We start from the raw sequence: 16,296 nt of genomic DNA, 5'->3' as shown, positions 1-16,296 counted from the left end.
AAAGCGCAACTCCAAGGAGTGCGGATACAGGCACCGGCAAGACGCAAAAGGCGGCCGAAGCCGCCTCAAAATAGATGTGCCAGTCGGCTCATTGACCGGCGCGGGCCTTCTTCACCGCTGCCTGCACTTCATCCCACAGCGGCTGGCCGACGTTGGCGGCAATGCCTGCATTGACCGTGCTGAGCTTCTCGCGCATGCGGTTGGCCTCGGCAGGGGCAGCTGGTTGATCTCCATGCCCTTGGACTTCAGATCGGCCAGCGCCTTGTCGGCTTCTGCGCGCGTGTCCTGGCGCTCGAAGTCGCGGCTTTTCCTGGCGGCGTCCATCAGGATCTTCTGCTCGCTCTTGGACAGGCCATCCCAGTACTTCTTGCTCACCAGCACGATCCAGGGGCTGTAGACGTGGTTGGTCACCGTGAGGTACTTCTGCACCTCATAGAACTTGCTCGACAAAATGGTGTTGAAGGGGTTCTCCTGTCCATCCACCGTTTTGGTTTCGAGTGCGGTGAACAGCTCCGAGAACGGCAGCGGAACGGCGTTGGCGCCCAGCGTCTTGAAGCTGTCAATGAAGACGTTGTTCTGCATCACGCGCAGCTTGATGCCCTCCATGTCTTCAAGTTTGGTGACGGCGCGCTTGTTGTTGGTCAGGTTGCGAAAACCGTTCTCCCAGTACACAAGACCGACCAAACCCTTTTCCTGCAGCTTGTCCATGATCTTCTGGCCCACGGGGCCATCGAGCACGGCGTCAGCCTCCTTGCCGTTGTTGAACAGGAAGGGTGTGTCCCAGATCGCCATTTCCTTGGTGATGCCCACCAGCGTGGCGGTCGAGCCGACCATCATCTCCTGCGCGCCGCCGATCAGCGCCTGCTGCATTTGTACGTCCGACCCAAGAGCGGCGGCGCCGATGGCGCGGATCTTCATCTTGCCGCCGGAGTTTTTCTCGACTTCCTCGGCAAAGAGCTTGGTGGCGCGGCCCTGGTTGGACATTTCGTTCAGGCCATAGCCAAAACGAATGATGCGGTTCTTCGCGTCCTGCGCGTGGGCCATGCCAGCCCCCAGCGTGGTGGCGAGGGCAAGGCTGGCGGCGAGAGCAAGTTGTCGGACCTTCATGAAAATCTCCTTGGGAACAGGGAAAACAAAAGAAAAACCGCGCAGCCTCAAAACATGATTTTGAGAGGCCAGAGCACGATCTGCGGGAACAGGATCAATAGAACCAGGGTGACGAAATAGACCCCGAGAAACGGCATCACGCCGCGAATCACCGGCTCCATGCGCAACTGGCCGACGCCGGCCACCACGTTGAGCACCGTGCCCACGGGCGGCGTCAACAGGCCCAGACAGCCGACAAAGATGAAGACAAAGCCGAAGTACACCGGGTCGATACCCGCGCGCGCCGCCAGGGGCGCCAGCACCGGGCCCAGGATGAGGATCGTGGGCGTCAAGTCCATCACCATGCCCACGGCGAGCAAGAATGCGCTGACCACCGCCATGAACAGCATCGGACTGTGCAGCAGCGGCCCCATGCTGTGCGCCAGCTGGCTGGGCAGGTCGGCGAGCGTGATCATGTACGACGCCGCAGTGGCTGCGCCGCACAAGAACATCACCACGCCCGTGGTGCGCGACGCGGCCACAAACACGCGGTAGATGCCGGCCAGGTCCAGTTCGCGGTACACCAAGGTGGCCACCAGCAGCGCATACACCGCCGCAACCACGGCCGCCTCGGTGGGCGTGAACAGTCCGGCGCGCAGGCCCCCGATGATGATCACCGGCAAACCCAGCGCCCAGGCGCTGGTGACCAGGGCGCGCCGGCGCTCGGCCCACGGTGCCTTCTCGGCCACCGGCAAGGCCTTGGATTTCGCAACACCCCGCCAGACAAATACGAGGGCCACCGCCATCAGGATGCCCGGCACGATGCCGGCGAGAAACAGCTTGCTGATGGAGGTGTTGGTCGTCACGCCATAGATCACCATGGGCATGGACGGCGGCACGATGGGAGCGATGATGCCGCCGGCACCGATCAGCCCGGCACTCGACCCATCCGGGTAATTCTGGCGCCGCATCATGGGCAGCAGCAGCGTGGCAAGCGCGGCGGTGTCGGCAATGGCCGATCCGCTCATGGACGCCAGCATCAGCGAGGCCGCAATTGCCACATAGCCCAGCCCGCCTTCCACATGACCGACAAACGTACGCGCCAAATCAATGATGCGCCGGCTCAGGCCGCCCGCATTCATCAGCTCGCCGGCCAGGATGAAGAAGGGCACGGCCAGCAGGGGAAAGCTGTCAAAGCCGGCCTGGGTGTTCTGGGCCAGCAACTGCGCGTCGAAAAAATCGAGCTGCACCATCAGCGCCAGCGCCGTGAGCAACAGTGCAAAGGCAATCGGTACGCCCACCACCATGGTGGCAAAGAGCACGCCAAGAAACAGGGCGATGGTCATGCCGCATCCCCCTTGCGCCGGCCGCGCAGCTCGGCCCAGCACTCGGCCGCCAGGATCACCGCCATGCACACACCCATGAACAGAATGCCGCCCGCTCCCAGCGCCAGCGGGTAGTTCATCACCGGGCTGCGGCTGTCCATGCCCACCAACACCTGCTGCCAGGCGCCAACGATCAGGTAATACAGCGAAACGGCGATCAGCCCACGCGCGAGCCAGCGCGCAAACGCCGCCCGGCGTCCGTGCAGCCGGGCCGTGACCAGATCGAACCCCAGGTGCTGCCCCTCGCTGTAGGCCAGCGTGGCGGCCAGACTGACCAGCCAGACAAAGAGCAGTCGCGAGAGCTCCTCGGACACCACCCAGCCCGTGCCCCACAGGTAGCGCTGCACCACGTTGCCAAACACGGCAATCACCATGACGAGCAGGCTGAGCGCCATCAGCGCCTCCACAGCCCGCTGAAAGAATGTTGTCGTCCGCATCGCCTCAGGCCTCCACCGAGGCAACCAGCCAGGCGCAAACGGCATCGCAGAGGTCGGACAGGGGACGGGTGGCATCGAGCACCAGCACGCCGGGCTCGCCAAGGGGGTTCTCCAGTGTCTCGAACTGGCTGGCCACCAGGCTGGCGGGGAACACATGGCCGCGCCGTGCCGCAACGCGCTTGCGCGCTTCGCTCTCACTGAGCTGCAGAAAAACAAACCGCAAGCCGGGCGATCCGGCACGCAAGGTATCACGATAGGACCGGCGCAGCGCGGAGCAGGTCAGCACCAGACTGGCACCAGGCTGTGCAAGCTTCCGGGCCAGCAGCGCAAGCCAGGCGGCGCGGTCCGCGTCGGACAAGGGAACACCGCTTTGCATTTTTTCCAGGTTGGCAGGCGAATGAAAGGCGTCGCCTTCCAGCAAACGCAAGCCCAGGCGCTGCGCGCAGGCTTCGCCCAGGCTGGACTTGCCGCACCCAGCGACGCCCATGACGACAAAAGAGCCTGAGAAATGACTGGCTGGCATTTGGATAGCGCTGTCCGAAGTGATCAAAAAAAAATGGCCGAGGCGGTGAGCAAGGAATCCGGCAGAGCAAAACCCAAGCGCAAACGCTGCTCCGGTTTCTGAAACTTTCACACTTGCCGTCTCGGCGGGACAGCGCTATCCTACGAGCAAAATCCAACAATCCAATCACGGGAAAACCCTTGCCAACCCCCTCCTCCACTCGCCCCCGCGCCAGCGGCCGCGTCACGCTCGCCGATGTGGCGCGCACCGCAGCCGTCAGTCCTATCACAGCGTCACGCGCCCTGCGGGGTGAACGCGCGGTTGCGGCAGAGTTGGTGGAACGTGTCCGGCAGGCGGCCGACGCCCTCGGCTATGTGCCCGACCCCGCTGCGCGCGCCCTGGCCTCGCAGCGCAGTGTGCTGGTGCCGGTGCTGGTGCCACTGCTTTCCAACGCGCTGTTTGTCGACGTGCTCGAAGCCGTACAGCGCCAGCTGGCGCCCGAGGGCTACCAGATGCTCATTGGCGTGACGCACTACGACCCCCTGGAGGAAGAAAAGCTGCTGGCGTCCTACTTCGCCATGCGGCCCGCAGGCCTGTTGCTCACCGGTTTTGACCGCACCCCTGAGGCACGCCAGCGCGTGGCGGCCAGCGGCGTGCCCTGCGTGCACCTGATGGAAACCACGCGCGCCGATGACGTCTATTGCGTGGGCTTTTCGCAGCAAGACGCAGGCGAGTGCATGACGCAGCATTTGCTTGAACGCGGCTACCGCCGCATCGCCTTTGTCGCGGCGCAGCTGGACCCGCGCACGCTGCAGCGGGCCGAAGGTTATCGACGCAGCCTGCGGGCCGCAGGCCGGTACGACGCCGGCCTGGAACTGCTCAGCCCTGAGGCGTCTTCGCTGCGCGTGGGCGGCGAACTGTTTGCGCAGTTGCTGCGCGCCCATCCCGATGTGGACGCCGTGTTTTTCTGCAACGACGACCTGGCGCAAGGCGCCTTGCTGGCAGCGCCGAGGCTCGGCGTGGCCGTGCCAGGTCAGGTGGCCATTGCCGGCTTCAACGATCTGGCAGGTAGCGAGCAAATGCTGCCTGCCCTCACCACGGTGCGCACGCCGCGCAGCAGCATGGGCGAAGCCGGCGCGCGCATGCTGCTCTCTCTGATGCGCGGGGAGCCGGTGGCGCGAAACTGCGTCGACTTGGGATTTGAGCTGACGGTGCGCAGCAGCACCTGAGAGCCGCCGGCGCGGGTTGGGAGCGTACTTAGCGCACGTTGCCGCCGATGTAGTGCGTCATCTGCTCGATGATGAATTTCTGTTCGGAAATGATATCGGCCACCAAGTCGCCGATAGAGATCATGCCCACCAGTTGCTCGCCGTCCATCACGGGCAGGTGGCGCAGGCGCTTGTCGGTCATCAGCTGCATGCAGTCTTCGCTGCTCTGGGTGGGATGCACAAACATCACCGAGCGCGTCATGACCTCGCGCATCGGCGTATCGGCTGAACTGCGCCCCATGAGTGCGATCTTGCGCGCGTAATCTCGCTCGGTGAAGATGCCCTCGATATGGCCGTTCTGCACCACCAACAGCGCGCCAATGTGCTTTTCAGCCATGGTGCGCAAGGCTTCGAGCACCGTGGCGTCGGGGGTGATCGTCTGAACGGTGGCGTCCGGCTTGGCTTTGAGTATTTCTGCAACAACCGTCATCTTCCTGCTCCCTGATTAAGTCAACACGAGCATTTCAGCCTATCGCGTTGCCGAGCGCAACAGGACTTGGTCAGGGTTTGTGAGCAGGAGCAACAAAACCCGTCGAAGGCAGCCGAACGCGCGGAGCCACTTGCGGAAATTGTTCCGAATACCGGAATAGTCAATTCGTGACTACGTAGTTTTTATTTGTCCTGATGGGGTTTACAGTTCAACCCATCGATGAGCCGAACACAACAAGGCGACTCACCGAAACCGCTTTCAGGGAGCCAAAAGGCTCAGGCAGCGGGCCCATTTGAGTACGTTGAACCACTAAGGAAATCATCATGAACACCGCACGCATCCTCTCCATCGCCGCTGTCGCCGCTTTCGCTTCCATTGGCGCCCAAGCAGGTGAATTGAACGGCAACCTGTACGGTACGGACTTCGAAGCGCACGCACAGTCGGTCCGCAACCGCGCCGATGTGCGCGCCGAAGGCCAGCAAGCCCTGCCCAATTTCGCCAAGGGTCCGGTGGCCGACTATGCTGCTCGCGCCACCAGCACCCTTGAGCGCACCGCTGTCCGTTCGAACGCCGTGATCGCCGCCCGCGCTCACCAGATTGCCACCGGCGAACGCAGCTAAATCCGGGCACCGGGGCGCCAGGCGCCCCGATCCCCCAAGGCTCGCACCGTGCAAACAGTGCGGGCCTTCTTTTTGTGCGTCGAGCACGGCGCATGCACCGCCTGGGCCCTGCGCCCACAGCCTACCGCACTCCCATGGTGCTGAGAAGCGGGTCCTGCCAGCAAGCACACACGGTCTTCATCACTGGCACGCTCATTGCATTGCACTGCCTGTCGGCGCACTTTTAGGTGCCGATGTTTTGCAGTTTGTTGGCCCAAGGAGCGCTTCGATGAAAAAACCCAGGCTGGTCATGGTAGGCAACGGTATGGCCGGGGTGCGCACGCTTGAAGAGTTGCTCAAGATCGCCCCCGACCTGTACGAGATCACGGTCTTCGGCGCCGAGCCGCACCCCAACTACAACCGCATCCTGCTCTCGCCGGTGCTCGCCGGCGAGCAGACGGTGGACGAGATCGTCCTGAACGACCACGCGTGGTACCAGGAGCGCGGCATTACCCTGCACACCGGCTTTACCGTCACCGACGTGAACCGCGCGCAGCGCATGGTGAGCGCCACCAGCGCAGCGGGCGAAACACGCACTGCCGGCTACGACCGGCTGATCATGGCCACCGGCTCGAACGCCTTCATCCTGCCGATTCCGGGCAAGGACCTGCAAGGCGTGCTGGCCTACCGCGACATCGCCGACACCGAGGCCATGATCGACGCCGCGACGCGCTACCGCCACGCGGTCGTCATCGGCGGCGGCCTGCTCGGCCTGGAGGCCGCCAACGGCCTGATGAAACGCGGCATGCAGGTCACCGTGGTGCACGCCGCCGAATGGCTGATGGAGCGCCAGCTCGACAGCGTGGCCGGCAAGCTGCTGCAAAAGTCGCTCACCGAGCGCGGCATGCAATTCTTGATGCAGGCGCAAACCGCCGAGCTGCTGGGCAATAGCGCGGGGCGCGTGCGGGCCGTCAAGTTCAAGGACGGCGCCGAACTGCCGGCCGACCTGGTCGTGATGGCGGTCGGCATTCGCCCCAACACACAGCTCGCCGAAAAGATGCGCCTGCACGTGGACCGCGGCATTGTCGTCAACGACACGCTGCAGACCACCACCGACGCGCGCATCTACGCCGTGGGCGAATGCGCGGCGCACCGCGGCATTGCCTATGGCCTGGTCGCGCCGCTGTTCGAGCAGGGCAAGGTCTTGGCCAACCACCTGGCCGAGTTCGGCATTGGCCGCTACGTGGGTTCGCTCACCTCGACCAAGCTCAAGGTCACGGGCATCGACCTGTTCTCGGCCGGCAACTTCCAGGGCGGCGAAGGCACGGAAGAAATCGTGCTCTCCGACCCGTATTCGGGCGTCTACAAAAAGCTCGTCATCCAGGACGACAAGCTGGTCGGCGCCTGCCTGTACGGCGACACGGTCGATGGCAGCTGGTACTTCAAGCTGCTGCGCGACGGCCGCGCCGTGGGCGACCTGCGCGACAAGCTGATGTTTGGCGAATCGAATATGGGCGACGCGGGCCACCAGGGCCAGAACAAGGCCGCCGCCATGCTGGACACCGACGAGGTCTGCGGCTGCAACGGCGTCACCAAGGGCCAGATCTGCAAGGCCATCCGGGAGAAAGGCCTGTTCACGCTGGACGACGTGCGCAAGCACACCAAGGCCAGCGCGAGCTGCGGCTCGTGCACCGGCCTGGTCGAGCAGATCCTGATGGCCACGGCCGGCGGCGACTATTCCGCCACCCCAAAGACCAAGCCGGTCTGCGCCTGCACCGACCACGGCCACCAGGCGGTGCGGGACGCCATCGCGGCGCACCACCTGCTCACCAGCGAGGCCGTGTTTCGCTTCATGGAGTGGAAGACGCCCGACGGCTGCCCCACCTGCCGCCCGGCCATCAACTACTACCGCCAATGCAGCTGGCCGCACGAGGCGCAGGACGACCCGCAAAGCCGCTTCATCAACGAGCGCAGCCACGCCAATATCCAGAAGGACGGCACGTATTCCGTGGTGCCGCGCATGTGGGGCGGCGAGACCAGCGCCGCCGAACTGCGCCGCATTGCCGACGTGGTGGACAAGTACCAGATCCCCACGGTGAAGGTGACCGGGGGCCAGCGCATCGACCTCTTGGGCGTCAAGAAAGAAGACCTGCAGGCCGTGTGGCAGGACATCGGCATGCCCAGCGGCCACGCCTACGCCAAGGCGCTGCGCACCGTGAAAACCTGCGTCGGCAAGGAGTGGTGCCGCATGGGCACGCAGGACAGCACGCAATTGGGCAAGGACCTCGAGCGCGCCTTCTTCGGCATGCAGGCGCCGCACAAGGTCAAGTTCGCCGTCAGCGGCTGCCCGCGCAACTGCGCCGAGAGCGGCATCAAGGACGTCGGAATCATCGGCGTGGACAGCGGCTGGGAGATGCTCATCGCCGGCAACGGCGGCACCAAGACCGAGGTGGCGCAGTTCTTCGTCAAGCTCAAAACCGCCGAGGAAGTCATGGAATACACCGGCGCCTTCATGCAGCTGTACCGCGAGGAAGGCTGGTACCTGGAGCGCACGGTGCACTACGTGGCGCGTGTCGGCCTGGACCATGTGAAGAAAAAAATCCTGGGCGACCCGGCGGGCCGCAAGGCGCTGTGGGCGCGGCTGCAGCACGCGCTCGCGGGCACGCCCGACCCGTGGTTCGAGAGCCGGCGCGCGCAGGTGGACGAACGCCAGTTCATCCCGATTGCCATCGCCTGATGCCCCTTGATTTCACGAAACTTCAAGCAAAAACAGCCTCTAGCGCTTGTCCCATAAGCACCACCAGCTACCAAAGGAATAGCAATGACCCATTGGACCCCCATTTGCCGTGTGGACGACATTCCCCGCCTGGGCGCCCGCCGCGTGGGGCGGGCGCAGGGCCTGGACGTCGCCATTTTCCGCGGCGCCGACGACCAGGTCTTCGCCCTGCTCGACCGCTGCCCGCACAAGGGCGGGCCGCTGTCGCAAGGCATCGTCTTTGGGACCAGCGTGGCCTGCCCGCTGCACAACTGGACCATTGGCCTGTGCACCGGCCAGGCCGCCGCACCCGACGAGGGCTGCACGCCGAAGTTCGCGGTGAAGGTAGATAACGGCGAGGTCTTCCTCGACGCCGATGAACTGGCGCGCCACGCCACCACCGAGACGCGCCCGCTCGCCGGGCCCTGCCAGCGCACGCTTGCCGCCGCCTGAGACCCTCGACTCCCCACGAAAGCACGCCATGGCCTACCTTGCCCCTTCAGAATTCGTCACCAAGATGGTGGACGCCGGTGAATCCAAGATCTACATGTCCACCCGCGACACGCTGATCCGCGCGTACATGGCAGGGGCCATCCTCTCGCTGGCCGCTGTGTTCGCGGTGTCCTCCGCCGTGATGAGCGGTTCGGCGCTGGTCGGCGCCATCCTGTTCCCGGTGGGCTTTTGCATGCTCTACCTGCTGGGGTTCGACCTGCTCACCGGCGTCTTCGTGCTGGCGCCGCTGGCGCTGATCGACAAGCGCCCAGGCGTCACCATCGGCGGGGTGCTGCGCAACTGGGGACTGGTGTTCGTCGGCAACTTCCTCGGCGCGCTCACCGTCGCGTTTTTGATGGCCTTCACCTTCACCTACGGCTTTTCCGTGCCGCCCAACGAGGTTGGCATCAAGATCGGCCACATCGGCGAATCACGCACCCTGGGCTACGCCAAGTACGGCCTGATGGGCTGGCTGACCATCTTCGTGCGCGGCATGCTGTGCAACTGGATGGTCTCCACCGGCGTCGTCGGCGCGATGATTTCCACCACCGTGAGCGGCAAGGTCATCGCCATGTGGATGCCGGTGATGGTGTTCTTCGCCATGGGCTTCGAGCACTCGGTGGTGAACATGTTTCTCTTCCCCTCCGGTCTGATGATGGGCGGCAACTTCTCCGTTCTCGACTACTTTGTCTGGAACGAAATCCCCACCGTGCTGGGCAACCTGGTGGGCGGCATCGCGTTCACCGGCCTCACGCTCTACGTCACGCACGGCCGCACCGCGCCCAAGCGCAAGCTGGTCTGAAATCAGCATGCCAGACGCCCTGCAGGTCCGCATCGGCCAGTATTCGGACCGGGGCCGCAAGGCACTGAACCAGGATTTCCACGGCGCCTGCGTCCCCACTGGCGAGGCCCTGTCCCGCAAGGGCGTGGCGCTGGCCCTGGCCGACGGCATCAGCAGCAGCGAGGTCAGTCACTTCGCCAGCGCCGCCGCCGTGCATGCCCTGCTGCAGGATTACTACTGCACCAGCGACGCCTGGAGCGTTCGCCGCTCGGTGCAGTGCGTGCTGGCCGCCACCAACGCCTGGCTGCACGCCCAGACGCGGCGCAGCCCGCACCGCTTCGATGCGGATCGGGGCCATGTCTGCACCCTCAGCGCCCTGGTGCTCAAGGGCGCCACGGCGCACCTGTTTCACGTAGGCGACAGCCGCATCTACCGCGTGCAAGGCCAGGCGCTGGAGCAGCTCACTGAAGATCACCGCGTGGTGCTGGAGGGCGGCAGCAGCCACTTGAGCCGCGCGCTCGGCGTGCAGCCACAGCTCGATCTCGACTACCGCTCGGTGGCGGTGGATGCGGGCGACACCTTCGTACTCAGCACCGACGGCGTGCATGAGCATGTGCGCGCCGCCTTCATGCTGGAGGCCCTGCGCACGCACGCGGGCGACCTGGACGAGGCCGCGCGGGCCATCGCTCTAGAGGCCCTGCGCTGCGGCAGCGACGACAACCTCACCGTGCAGATCCTGTGCATTGACGCGCTGGCCGAGGACGCCGGCGAGGCACTACAGCGCCGGCGAGCAGACCTGCGCCTGCCGCCGCTGCTGGAGCCGCGCGCCGTGCTGGACAGCTACCAAATCGTGCGCGAGCTGCATGCCAGCCACCGCAGCCATGTCTACCTCGCCATCGACCAGGAGAGCGGCGAGCACGTGGTGCTCAAAACACCCGCTGTTGACCTGCAGGCCGATGAAGCCGCGCTGGAGCGCTTCCTGCTGGAAGAATGGATTGCCCGGCGCATTCACAGCCCGCACGTGCTGCGCGCGGTGCCCAGCCAGCGCCCGCGCGAACACCTCTTTGTGGCGCTGGAATACGTCCCCGGCCAGACACTGGCGCAGTGGATGACGGACCACCCGCGCCCGCAGCTCGCCGAAGTACGCGACATCGTCGGCCAGATTGCGCGCGGCCTGCAGGCCTTTCACCGCATGGAGATGCTGCACCAGGACCTGCGGCCCGAGAACGTGCTGATCGACGCCACCGGCACCGTAAAAATCATCGACTTCGGCGCCGTGCACGTTGCCGGACTGGTCGAATCGCAGGTGGCGGCACACCAAGCTGACATCCTGGGCACCCTGCAGTACACCGCCCCCGAGTATTTTTTGGGCGAAGCCGGAACACCCCGCTCAGACTTGTTTTCGCTCGGCGTCATCACCTACCAGATGCTCACCGGCCGCCTGCCCTACGGCGCCCAGGTGGCCCGGGTGCAAAGCCGCGCCCAACTGCGCCAGCTGCGCTACAGCAGCGCCCTGCACGACGAAAGTCGCCCCATCCCCGCCTGGGTGGACGCAGTGCTGGAGCGCGCTGTGCACCCTGACCCTCTCAAGCGCCAGGAAGCGATGTCCGAATTCGTGCACGAGCTGCACCAGCCCGGCGCAGCCACGCTGGCGCGCACGCGCACCCCGCTCGTGCGGCGCAACCCGCTGCTGTTCTGGCGCACGCTGTCGCTGCTGCTGGGCCTGGCGGTGGTGGCACTGATCGGCGTGCTGCACGCGCGCGGCTGATTCCGTGTGAGAACGGGCACGGCGCTTGCGTAGGTCTGACCATGACCGCAAGCACTCTCTCCGCCCGCCCCGGCCTGCCGCAGGAAACCCGATCCACCTGCCCCTACTGCGGCGTAGGCTGCGGCGTGATCATCGAAACCGAGGGCAGCGCCATCACCGGTGTGCGCGGCGACCCCGACCACCCGGCCAATTTCGGGCGGCTGTGCACCAAAGGCGCCACCTTGCACCTGAGCGCCAGCGCCAGCGTGACGCGCCAGATGCGTTTGCTGCAGCCCCTTAGGCGCCTGACACGCGGCGGCGAGCCCGAACCCCTGGCCTGGGATGCGGCGCTGGACCTGGCCGCCAACCGCTTCGCCGGCACCATCGCCGCGCACGGGCCGGATGCCGTGGGGTTTTACGTCTCGGGCCAGTTGCTCACCGAAGACTATTACGTCTTCAACAAGCTGGCCAAAGGCCTGGTGGGCACCAACAACATCGACACCAACTCGCGCCTGTGCATGAGCAGCGCGGCCGCCGGCTACAAAGCCACGCTGGGCGCCGACGCGCCGCCTGCCTGCTACGACGACGTGGCGCACGCCGACTGCCTGTTCATCATCGGCAGCAACACCGCCTGGGCGCACCCGGTGCTGTTCCGGCGCATCGAAGACGCACGCGCCGCGCGGCCGGACATGAAGATCATCGTGGTGGACCCGCGCCGCACCGACACCGCCGCCTGCGCCGACCTGTTCCTGCAAATCCAGCCCGGCAGCGACGCCATCCTCATGGCCGGCATGCTGCACCTGATGCAGCGCCAGGCCTGGCTCGATACCGACTACATCGCCGCGCACACCAGCGGTTTTGCCGCACTGCAGCCGCAGCTCGCCGCCTGCACGCCCGAGCGCGTGGCACGCGAATGCGGCATTGCAGTTGCCGACCTGCTGCAGGCGGCGCGCTGGTTTGCCGGCGTGGCGAGCGGCGCCAGCGCGCCGCGTGGCCGCACGCTCAGCCTGTACTGCCAGGGCCTGAACCAGAGCAGCGCCGGCACCGCCAACAACGCCGCGCTGGTGCACCTGCACCTGGCCACAGGGCAAATCGGCAAGCCGGGCGCCGGGCCGCTCTCGCTCACCGGCCAGGCCAACGCCATGGGCGGGCGCGAGGTGGGCGGCATGTCGAATTTGCTCTCAGGCCACCGCGACTTGGGCCTTCCCCAGCACCGCGCCGAAGTGGCCGCGCTGTGGGGATTGAGCGAGGTGCCTGCCAAGCCCGGCAGGACGGCGGTAGAGATGTTCGAGGCCGCGGCCGATGGCGAGATCCGCGCGCTGTGGATCGCCTGCACCAACCCGGCGCAGAGCCTGCCCCACCAAAGCGCGGTGCGCCGCGCGCTCGAGCGCGCCGAATTCGTCGTGCTGCAGGAGGCGTTTGCCCACACCGCCACCGCCGCCTACGCCGACCTGCTGCTGCCCGCCAGCACCTGGGGCGAGAAGACCGGCACGGTCACCAACAGCGAGCGCCGCATTTCGCGGGTGCGCAGCGCCGTTCCCGCTGCGGGAGCGGCCCGCCACGATTGGCAGATCGCGCTGCAGTTTGCACAGCGCCTGGAGCAGCACCTGCGCCCCGGCAGGCCCACGCTGTTTCCCTACGCCAAGCCAGGCGCCAGCGCCGAAGCCGCGACCGAGGCCATCTGGAACGAGCACCGCGAGAGCACGCGCGGGCGCGACCTGGACATTACGGGCCTCTCCTACGCCAGGCTGGACGCCGCCGGTCCGCAGCAGTGGCCCCTGCCAGAAGGGGCGACGCAGGGGCGCAAGCGCCTGTACGAAGACGGCGTGTTCCCCACGCCCGACGGCCGGGCGCGCTTTGCCGTGCTGGCGGCCCAGGGCCTGGCCGAATCACCGGGCCTGCGCTACCCCTTTGTGCTGACCACCGGGCGGCTGCGCGACCAGTGGCACGGCATGAGCCGCACGGGGACCGTGGCGCGCCTCTCGGGCCACGCGGGCGCGCCCTGCGTGCAGATGCATGCGGGCGACATGGCGCGCCAGGGCCTGCAGGAGGGCACGCTCGCCTGCGTCACCAGCGCGCGCGCCAGCATCGTGCTGCCGGTGCAGGCCAGCGCTGAAATAGCGCCCGGCCAGGCCTTCATCGCCATGCACTGGGGCAGCGAATGGCTGGGCGGGCAGTCCGCAGGTGGCCGGGCGCTGGCGGGGGTGAATGCCCTCACCACGCAGGAGCGCTGCCCTGTTTCGCAGCAGCCTGCGCTCAAGCACAGCGCCGTCAAGATCCTCAAAGTCGACTTGCCCTGGCAGCTCTGCGCCATGGCCTGGTTCCCCGAGGACGAGGCGCTGCGCGCCCGCACCGCGCTGGCCGCGCTGATGGACGCGTTCGCCTTCGCCAGTTGCACGCTGTTTGCGGCGCCATCCAGTGCCGACACGCCCCAGCGCACCGGCGTCTGCCTCACGGCCGCCGGGCACTATGCCGCGCCCGATGCTGTGCTCGAACGCATCGAGGGATTGCTGGGCCTGGCCAGCGAGGGCACGCTGCGCTACGCCGACCGGCGCCAGGGACAGCGGCGTGCCGCACGCCTCGTGCGCGGCGCGGCGCACAACACCCTGGGCGCCCTGCTGCTGGCCGGCGACACCGAGGCCCAGCACTGGCTCACAGGCGTGCTGCAGCACGCGCTGCCGACCGACCCCTATGGCCGCATGCTGCTGGCGCCTGGCGCCAAGCCGCCGCGCGGCACCCAGGGCGCAGTGGCGGGTGCACGCCAGGTGTGCAGCTGCCTCGGCGTGAGCGAAGGCGCCATTGCCGACGCGCTCGCGCGCCTGGCGGGCGATGCCGCTGCCCGGCTGAGCGCCTTGCAGGCGCAGTTGCGCTGCGGCACGCAATGCGGCTCCTGCGTGCCCGAGCTGCGCCGCCTGGTGCAGGGCACGCCGGCGCAGGCGCGCGCGGCTTGACGGCTACTGAGCAACAATCCCTGCTCCCTTCTTTTGCGAGCTTGCGCATGGCCATCAGCCACTACCTCAAAATCATCGCCCGCGGCGCCCAGGGCGCCCGCCCCCTGCCGCGCGAGCACGCCTGCGACCTGATGGGCCAGGTGCTCGACGGCAGCGCGAGCGATCTGGAGGTAGGGGCGTTTTGCATCGCCATGCGCGTCAAGGGCGAAACGCCCGAGGAGATGGCCGGCTTTCTCGACGCCGTGCACGCGCGCCTGGCGCCGCTGCCCGCGAGCACCCGCACGCTGGTGGTGCTGCCCAGCTACAACGGTGCGCGCAAGCTGCCGGTGCTCACGCCCTTGCTGGCGCTGCTGCTGGCGCGGGAGGGCTTGCCGGTGCTGGTGCACGGCACCGCCACCGAAGACAGCCGAATTTTTAGCCAAAATGTGCTTGCAGCGCTTGATGTACCTGCGCTTTCAGCTATTCAAACAATAGCACCTGGCAGCGTTGCCTTCGCGCCCACCGCCCTGCTGCTGCCGGGCCTGGCGCGCCTGCTGGCGGTGCGGCGCACGCTGGGGGTGAGGAACAGCGCACACAGCCTCGTCAAGCTGATGAACCCGCTGGCGCCCGTCGGGGGCCGCGCCCTGGTGGTGGGCAGCTACACGCACCGGGAATACGCCGAATCCATGGCCGCTACCTTTGCCCTGACGGGCGCCGACGCGCTGCTGCTGCGCGGCACCGAGGGCGAGCCGGTGGCCGACGCGCGCCGCATGCCGCAGATGGACGGTTTCGTTGCCGGCGCCGTCACCCGCCTGGAAGAGGCCCAGGGCGGCCCGCTTGCCAGCCTGCCCGAACTGTCGGCCAGCACCGACTTGGATGGCACCGCCGCCCTCACCCGCGCCATGCTGGACGGGCGCCTGCCCGTGCCGGACCCCATCGCGCGGCAGGTGGAACATATCTTGCGTCTGGTCCTGCAGATTGAATCTGCAAGGCCAGCACCGTGAAACCACCGCCCTCAGCCCTGACCTCCCCCGCCAGCTCCACCTCCTTCCCCGCAGGCAATCCCCTGCTGCACGGCCGCTGCACCCTGGTGGGCGCCGGGCCGGGCGACCCGGAGCTGCTCACGCTCAAGGCGGTGCGCGCCATCCAGGCCGCCAGCGTGCTGCTGGTGGACGACCTGGTCAGCCCCGGCGTGCTGGCGCTCGCCCGCCCCACGGCCCGCGTGGTCCATGTGGGCAAGCGCGGCGGCTGCACGAGCACGCCCCAGGCATTCATCGAGCGGCTGATGCTGATGGCCGTGCTGGAGGGCGAGAACGTGGTGCGCCTCAAGGGCGGCGACCCCATGGTGTTCGGCCGCGGGGGCGAGGAGGTGGCGCACCTGCGCGCCGCCGGCATCGCGGTGGAGGTGGTGAACGGCGTCACCGCAGGCCTGGCCTGCAGCGCCGCGCTGGGCACGGCGCTGACACACCGTGCGCAGGCCCACGGGGTGCTCTTCATCACCGGCCATGCCCACCCAGGGCGCGAAACCGATTGGGGCTTGATTGCCGGCACCGCCCATGCCGCGCGCCTGACGCTGGTGATCTACATGGGCGTCAGCCGCCTGGCCGACATCGAAGCAGGCCTGCTCGCCGGCCTGCCCGCCCACACACCCGCCGCCATCGTCGAGCGCGTCAGCCTGCCGGAGCAGCGCGTGGCCCGGTGCACGCTGGCAAGCCTGCACGCCAGCGCCCGCAGCGAAGCCCTGGCCAGCCCGTGCATCATCGTCGTGGGCGATGTGCTGCGCGGCGTCGCGGCGGCCACGGGGCATCAGGCCCCGGCACTACACTCGTCCTTCGCGGCGCAGGGCTGAACCGGCGCCAGTCTTCAAGCTTTCTTTTTCGTAGC

Annotated in this window: 13 protein-coding genes and 1 pseudogene; 9 read left to right on the top strand and 5 right to left on the bottom strand. The window is 67.0% G+C overall.

Annotated features, from left to right (window positions below; all coding sequences use genetic code 11):
* Positions 1-88 precede the first annotated feature (88 nt).
* The 4 genes and pseudogenes from C6571_RS13095 to C6571_RS13080 all read right to left on the bottom strand — a co-directional run bounded on the left by C6571_RS13095 (position 89) and on the right by C6571_RS13080 (position 3,431).
* A pseudogene (locus tag C6571_RS13095) lies at positions 89-1,107 on the bottom strand (TRAP transporter substrate-binding protein).
* A 47-nt stretch (positions 1,108-1,154) separates the two neighbouring features.
* On the bottom strand, positions 1,155-2,432 hold the full coding sequence (locus tag C6571_RS13090) for a TRAP transporter large permease (protein ID WP_106447072.1): 1,278 nt from the start codon (positions 2,430-2,432) through the stop codon (positions 1,155-1,157).
* Positions 2,429-2,908: a TRAP transporter small permease gene (locus C6571_RS13085; protein ID WP_106447071.1), complete on the bottom strand. Its 480-nt coding sequence runs from the start codon at positions 2,906-2,908 to the stop codon at positions 2,429-2,431. The genes C6571_RS13090 and C6571_RS13085 overlap by 4 nt, the downstream gene beginning before the upstream one ends.
* Positions 2,909-2,912: 4 nt before the next feature.
* Positions 2,913-3,431, bottom strand: coding sequence for a gluconokinase (locus C6571_RS13080; protein WP_245901280.1), 519 nt, complete (start codon positions 3,429-3,431; stop codon positions 2,913-2,915).
* A 164-nt stretch (positions 3,432-3,595) separates the two neighbouring features.
* Between C6571_RS13080 and gntR the strand changes: the two genes are divergently transcribed.
* Positions 3,596-4,639, top strand: a complete 1,044-nt coding sequence (gene gntR, locus C6571_RS13075; RefSeq protein ID WP_420852926.1) for an HTH-type transcriptional regulator GntR — start codon at positions 3,596-3,598, stop codon at positions 4,637-4,639.
* A gap of 28 nt (positions 4,640-4,667) precedes the next feature.
* On the opposite strand, the gene C6571_RS13070 is transcribed toward gntR, so the two are convergent.
* The gene (locus C6571_RS13070; protein WP_106447069.1) at positions 4,668-5,108 is read right to left on the bottom strand and encodes a CBS domain-containing protein; all 441 of its coding nucleotides are present in this window, start codon (positions 5,106-5,108) and stop codon (positions 4,668-4,670) included.
* Positions 5,109-5,431: 323 nt separating this feature from the next.
* Here C6571_RS13070 and C6571_RS13065 point away from each other — a divergent pair, with 323 nt between their 5' ends.
* From C6571_RS13065 to cobA, 8 genes are all read left to right on the top strand, one after another.
* Complete coding sequence (locus C6571_RS13065; protein ID WP_106447068.1) at positions 5,432-5,728, top strand: DUF4148 domain-containing protein; 297 nt, start codon at positions 5,432-5,434, stop codon at positions 5,726-5,728.
* 268 nt (positions 5,729-5,996) lie between these two features.
* Entirely contained in the window at positions 5,997-8,444 is a 2,448-nt protein-coding gene (gene nirB, locus C6571_RS13060) for a nitrite reductase large subunit NirB (RefSeq protein WP_106447067.1), read from the top strand.
* 84 nt (positions 8,445-8,528) lie between these two features.
* Positions 8,529-8,915, top strand: coding sequence for a nitrite reductase small subunit NirD (gene nirD, locus C6571_RS13055; RefSeq protein ID WP_106447066.1), 387 nt, complete (start codon positions 8,529-8,531; stop codon positions 8,913-8,915).
* Positions 8,916-8,943: 28 nt separating this feature from the next.
* A complete protein-coding gene (locus C6571_RS13050; protein ID WP_106447065.1) occupies positions 8,944-9,756 on the top strand; it encodes a formate/nitrite transporter family protein in 813 nt (270 codons plus the stop codon).
* Between the two features lie 7 nt (positions 9,757-9,763).
* Positions 9,764-11,503: a bifunctional protein-serine/threonine kinase/phosphatase gene (locus tag C6571_RS13045; RefSeq protein ID WP_106447064.1), complete on the top strand. Its 1,740-nt coding sequence runs from the start codon at positions 9,764-9,766 to the stop codon at positions 11,501-11,503.
* A 41-nt stretch (positions 11,504-11,544) separates the two neighbouring features.
* Positions 11,545-14,433, top strand: a complete 2,889-nt coding sequence (locus C6571_RS13040) for a nitrate reductase (protein ID WP_106447063.1) — start codon at positions 11,545-11,547, stop codon at positions 14,431-14,433.
* A gap of 47 nt (positions 14,434-14,480) precedes the next feature.
* The gene (gene ybiB / locus C6571_RS13035) at positions 14,481-15,416 is read left to right on the top strand and encodes a DNA-binding protein YbiB (RefSeq protein WP_106448237.1); all 936 of its coding nucleotides are present in this window, start codon (positions 14,481-14,483) and stop codon (positions 15,414-15,416) included.
* 17 nt (positions 15,417-15,433) lie between these two features.
* Positions 15,434-16,261, top strand: a complete 828-nt coding sequence (gene cobA, locus C6571_RS13030) for a uroporphyrinogen-III C-methyltransferase (protein ID WP_106448236.1) — start codon at positions 15,434-15,436, stop codon at positions 16,259-16,261.
* Positions 16,262-16,296: the final 35 nt, after the last annotated feature.

The sequence above is a fragment of the Simplicispira suum genome (assembly GCF_003008595.1).
Classification (GTDB): Bacteria; Pseudomonadota; Gammaproteobacteria; order Burkholderiales; family Burkholderiaceae_C; genus Simplicispira; species Simplicispira suum.
Note: the sequence above shows the minus strand (reverse complement) of the source record. Positions and strands in the feature narration are given on the sequence as shown.

Bases quoted from the DNA above. Each gene is read 5' to 3' on its own strand.
- C6571_RS13090 (WP_106447072.1), bottom strand. From the start codon at position 2,432: ATGACCATCGCCCTGTTTCTTGGCGTGCTCTTTGCCACCATGGTGGTG.
- C6571_RS13085 (WP_106447071.1), bottom strand. From the start codon at position 2,908: ATGCGGACGACAACATTCTTTCAGCGGGCTGTGGAGGCGCTGATGGCG.
- C6571_RS13080 (WP_245901280.1), bottom strand. From the start codon at position 3,431: ATGCCAGCCAGTCATTTCTCAGGCTCTTTTGTCGTCATGGGCGTCGCT.
- C6571_RS13070 (WP_106447069.1), bottom strand. From the start codon at position 5,108: ATGACGGTTGTTGCAGAAATACTCAAAGCCAAGCCGGACGCCACCGTT.
- C6571_RS13065 (WP_106447068.1), top strand. From the start codon at position 5,432: ATGAACACCGCACGCATCCTCTCCATCGCCGCTGTCGCCGCTTTCGCT.
- nirB (WP_106447067.1), top strand. From the start codon at position 5,997: ATGAAAAAACCCAGGCTGGTCATGGTAGGCAACGGTATGGCCGGGGTG.
- nirD (WP_106447066.1), top strand. From the start codon at position 8,529: ATGACCCATTGGACCCCCATTTGCCGTGTGGACGACATTCCCCGCCTG.
- C6571_RS13050 (WP_106447065.1), top strand. From the start codon at position 8,944: ATGGCCTACCTTGCCCCTTCAGAATTCGTCACCAAGATGGTGGACGCC.
- C6571_RS13045 (WP_106447064.1), top strand. From the start codon at position 9,764: ATGCCAGACGCCCTGCAGGTCCGCATCGGCCAGTATTCGGACCGGGGC.
- C6571_RS13040 (WP_106447063.1), top strand. From the start codon at position 11,545: ATGACCGCAAGCACTCTCTCCGCCCGCCCCGGCCTGCCGCAGGAAACC.
- ybiB (WP_106448237.1), top strand. From the start codon at position 14,481: ATGGCCATCAGCCACTACCTCAAAATCATCGCCCGCGGCGCCCAGGGC.